The organism is Candidatus Binataceae bacterium (assembly GCA_035294265.1).
GTDB lineage: Bacteria > Desulfobacterota > Binatia > Binatales > Binataceae > DATGLK01.
Window position 1 is genome coordinate 1 of record DATGLK010000087.1, and the last position, 4,656, is coordinate 4,656.

General features: G+C 61.6%; 3 protein-coding genes. 2 read left to right on the plus strand and 1 reads right to left on the minus strand.

The annotated features are described in order from the left end of the window. Nucleotides 1–1,101, plus strand: a 1,101-nt coding sequence (locus tag VKV28_13805; GenBank protein ID HLH77872.1) for a heterodisulfide reductase-related iron-sulfur binding cluster, incomplete at its 5' end; no start/stop codon positions are given. Next, nucleotides 1,098–2,114 (plus strand): RluA family pseudouridine synthase, encoded by a 1,017-nt coding sequence (locus tag VKV28_13810; protein HLH77873.1) that lies wholly within the window; start codon nt 1,098–1,100, stop codon nt 2,112–2,114. The genes VKV28_13805 and VKV28_13810, both read left to right, overlap by 4 nt. 463 nt (nt 2,115–2,577) lie before the next feature. Here VKV28_13810 and VKV28_13815 read toward each other — a convergent pair whose 3' ends face one another. Continuing rightward, the gene (locus tag VKV28_13815; GenBank protein HLH77874.1) at nt 2,578–3,897 is read right to left on the minus strand and encodes a DUF1329 domain-containing protein; all 1,320 of its coding nucleotides are present in this window, start codon (nt 3,895–3,897) and stop codon (nt 2,578–2,580) included. Nucleotides 3,898–4,656: the final 759 nt, after the last annotated feature.

A 4,656-nucleotide genomic window follows, 5' to 3' on the forward strand; every position in this document is an offset into this window, starting at 1 on the left:
GCGGTGGTGGCGCATCTGGATCTTTGTCTAGGTTGCCGCGGTTGCGAAAGTGCCTGCCCGGCCGGAGTTCGCTACGGGCGATTGATCGAGCAGACTCGAGCCTACCTCGAAGGCCGCGCACGCCGGCCCATCGGCCAGCGTCTCAAGCGCTGGGTGGTTGGACAACTATTTCCTTATCCCCGTCGGTTGGCTCTGCTGTTGTGGCCGGCGCGCTTGGCCGAGGTGATGGGTGTGCGCCCGTGGCTCGAACGCCATCTGCCCGGCGCGCTGGGTGAATGGCTGTCGCTAATTCCGCGGCGGCAGGCTATTGTGGCCACCTGCGCCTCGGTATCCGCCGACGGCCCTGCCGTGGCGATTCATGCTGGGTGCGTGACCCGTGTGGTGGCGCCCGCAACCACCGACAACGCGACGGAACTGCTGGCGCGCGCCGGCTACCGTGCCGATCCCGCGCTGTTCACCGCCTGCTGCGGCGCGCTCGATCTGCACAGCGGAAACCGCCCCCGCGCGCTGGAGTTCGCTCGCGCCAACGTACGCCGCTTCGTCCAGGCCGGCGGAGCAGACCATATTATCTCGACTGCTTCAGGATGCACCACCGCGATGGCGGAGTATGGTGAACTGCTCAAGGACGATCCCGACTTGGCCCGACCCGCGAGCGAGTTCGCACGACGAGTTAGCGAGTTGAGCACCTTGTTGCTCAAGGCGACGCGCCCGCTGGAGGGAAGCTGCGAGGCCACGGTCACCTATCATGACGCTTGCCATCTGGCGCACGGTATGGGGGTGCGGCGTGAACCGCGCCAACTACTGAAAGCGGTGGGCGGGGTAAAGCTCGTTGAGCTGGAGAGTTCCGACCTGTGTTGCGGATCGGCGGGCAGTTACAATCTGACTCAGCCACAGGCGGCGGCGGCGCTGGGGCGGCGCAAGGCGGATACGATCGAACAGAGCGGGGCGCAGTACGTGGTCATGGCTAATCCGGGCTGCCAGTTTCAGATCGCAGCCGAGTTACGCCGGCGTGGTTCGTCAATTCAGGTGATGCATCTGGCGGATTTCCTGGCCCAGGCGGTGGCGCGGCGCGAGCAATTGGCAAGGGAGAATGCGCGGTGAGTGGCGCACCCACTCTGATCGCGGGCCGTGCGGCTGCTCGCCTGGACGCTTTTCTGACCGGTGAACTGACCCCGCGTTATTCGCGCGCGCAGATCGCACGTGCCATCAAGGCCGGACTGGTGGTGGTAAACCATCGCCCCGCCCGCGCCTCGGCCGCCGTGCGCGAAGGCGACCTGATCGAACTGTTGGACCCGCCGCCGGTCGCTACGGTGCAATCGCGCGCCCCCGTCGCCGGGCCAATCGAGATCCTGTATAGCGACGACGAAATGATCTTTGTCAACAAACCGCCCGGGATGGTGGTCCATCATTCGGCCGGCCATCCCGATTCGACCCTGGTCGATGCGCTGCTGGCGCGCTTTCCCGAGCTCGCCCAAGTCCGTGAGTTGGATGGCTCCACGCGGGCGGGAATTGTTCATCGCTTGGACATGGATACCTCGGGAGTAATGGTGGTGGCACGCACCAGCGCGGCGCGCGCCGCCTTGAGTGCCCAGTTCGCGCGTCGCGAGGTCAGCAAAATATATTTGGCACTATGCCTGGGCCATCTGGCGCGCGCAGCGCTGCGGCTGGAGATGCCTATCGGGCGCCATCCGATCGACCGCAAGCGGATGGCGGTGCGGGCGCGGGTAGTGCGCCCGGCGTTGAGCGAAGTGCGGCTGCTGGCTGTACGGGAGCTGGCGGCAGGCAACGTGCCACTGAGTGTAGTCGCAGTGCGGCCGCGCAGTGGGCGGACTCACCAGATCCGAGTCCATCTTGCCGCCATCGGCCATCCTTGCCTGAGCGATCCGCTCTACGGCGGGCGCAAGGCGCAAGTGGCGGGGCTCGCGCGCCAAGCCTTGCATGCGATGGAGCTGAGTGTGGCCAAACCGACTGGTGGAGCGATGGTCACCGTCCGCGCCAGCCTGCCGGCAGACTTGGTCGCGGTGCTGGAAGCCAGCGGGATGGATGGCGAGGAACGAGCACAATTGGAAGATCTGGCCCGAGATTTCGCAGGTATCGAATCAGGCGGGTCGTAGCCGCCCGTGCGTCATCCGTGAGTGTCAGAACGCCGGGCCTAGTGTTTGCCCTACCATCATAAAGATTTTTCGCTGGTGCGATCGCGATGTGGCGCCGGTTCAGCATAAGCCCTGCGCTGTTTCACGCCGAAAGCATTTGTTTTGAAAATTAAAGCTCGCTGGTTCGGGCCTCAAGCGTAATCCAGTTTCATCCGTGCGAGGGAGGTCCTTCAGACCGATGAGCAAATCCCCCTCCTCCGGATTGAAGGGATATGGTTAAGATCGGAAGTCAGCCCTTACGCAGGGTGTTATATCAAGCGGCGTACCGCTCTCAGGTCAAGTTTTTGGCAGGCTGTTAGGGGGCTTGACTGCTCCGAGGTTCGAGACTGAGGACAGAGCGCAGCCTGGCTTTGGCCTCGCTCTGTCCTCGAGGGTCGCGGAGAGCCCGGAATCCCGGACTCTCTCGCCTCAGCATGTGTCGTTCCTACTGAGTCACCTGCCACAGACCGGCCGGCGTGGCAAAACGATCGTACTTGGTGTAGCGCGCGGGCACGTCCTGATCGAACCACCAATGCGAGTTGTCGACCAGGATTTCGGCGTTGCTCAGATTCTGAATGTCAGGATTGAGGTGTGCCCACATCCCACTGTAGAACGAGTAGCCGCCGCCCGGCACCGGTTTGGCGGGATTGAAGTTGAACTGACCGCGCCAGTAATTATTGTTCTGATCGAAGTCGTCGTAGGCTACGGTGATGGTCTGTTCCTTGTCCAACCAGATGTAGTGGTTGGCTTCGCAGTAGCCCTTGGCATACTGGGGCAGGCGTTGAGAAGCGACCTGCAGCCATTGCCGCACTTCCCAATGGCCGCCGGTCCGCTTGGTTGGCCACATCCCGTAACGCATATCCCAAACGCTCTCGCTGGAAGATGCTTGATTGAGCTTATCGGGGGGCACGACGTAGGTGATCTCGTACTTGGTGCCAAGGTACTGGTTTTTGAACCAGATGATCGGCAATTGCGCCCGCGAATGGTCGTCGTAACTGAAGTTGGAGGTGGCCGTGAACGGAGCGCAGCGGGCGGCCTGGGAGAGCTCGATCACGCGGCGGATGCTGGGAAGGTAAACCCAGTTCTGGGGAAACTTGTCGGGGTCGGTATAATCCCATTCCAAGCCGCTGAGGTATTGGTTTTGGGTCGGGAACTGCTGTTCGCTATAGCTGGCAAAGTACACGCCATCGGTGCTTCCCGGCGAATTTGGAATTGTCATCGGATAGCCGGCGTCGGTGACGTGCGAGAGCACGTAATTGCCCAACCACGATGAAGCTTCAGTGCGGTTGCCGTAGCGGTCCACCAGGATCGTGTGCAGTTGATCGGCGAACATCACCGCGGGTTGAAACTGCATGTAGGCATCGTATGCCATCTTGGCTCCTGCCGTCGGGTCGCTGGTGCTGAGCTGGCTGAAGGGAAAGGGCATGCCAGCGATGTAGCCCACCATGCGGTAGGCGCCGCCTTCTTCGGGTTCGAGTTTGACCTGCTTGCTGTATTTTTCGGTAGCGTCCCAGTAATTATGCGGCACCGGATAGGATTGGGTTGGTTCGATCACGATCTTGTAGTCGGGTGGCATCGTGTTCTGCGGCTCGTTCATGGTACAAGTATGGCCCAGAACTTCGGTCATATGATCGAGATACTTCTGGCAGTTAGCCTTGGTAATTTCGGTACCGGCTGGAATCGGAGCGAAGGGGTCAGCCGCGGCCGATCCGCCCATCCCCGCCAGCAGCGCCACCCCCACGATTAAACTAGTGAACTTCCCCATCTGTTGCCATCTCCCTGTTCCTTGGTCGATTTCACCACCACGCATGGACCATCCAAGCGCTGGCCGACGACATGAAAAGGTCAAGGCCGGCGCTGTCGTCGAACCTCGATGCCAATGCGCGTCGATTCGGCGCATATACTAAAAATGCGGGAGTTTGACTAGACGTTAACGTGAGAGTCCGCGAGTGGTGCGACCAAGCGGCGGAAACCGCGCGTGCACGTCACCCGGAGTCCAGCCCTGCCGCAAAGACGGTTGTCGCACGGGCCACGGGTCGGTTGGGTGCGAAGGTACGCGCCGACTCCTCGGCTTCGGCCCATTAGACGTGGATTGGGAGCAGCCGTCGAAGGAATGGCAGTTGACAAATGGCTGTTGACAGGTAGGTCGGGCTTGATTAAATTAGGTTCCAAGTCCCTCACCCAGACTCCTTCGGGTAGGGGGATTCGAGTTCGCAGGCTTCCCAGCCCGGCAGTTCCCTTAAGCGCACGAGGCTCGATCTTACCTCATTAAATCGTCCGGCGAAGGGAACGAGCATCAATTTTGCGCGGGGTGCGTGAGCGCCCAAAGGCCCCATTAGCGGAGGATTAGTTTGCAGTCACCACCAGGTAGGAAATTTCGGGGAAGGAATATGGCCAAGGCACGAGGGGTAGGCAAAAGCGAGCTCCTGCAGGCTGAAGGCGGCAATGTCGCTGGGGGAGGGGAGCTGCCGGGGCGGCCCCTGATGGAGGAGAGTTACATGAATGCCGCGGGGATGGCGGGGGT

Bases quoted from the DNA above. Each gene is read 5' to 3' on its own strand.
- VKV28_13815 (HLH77874.1), bottom strand. From the start codon at position 3,897: ATGGGGAAGTTCACTAGTTTAATCGTGGGGGTGGCGCTGCTGGCGGGG.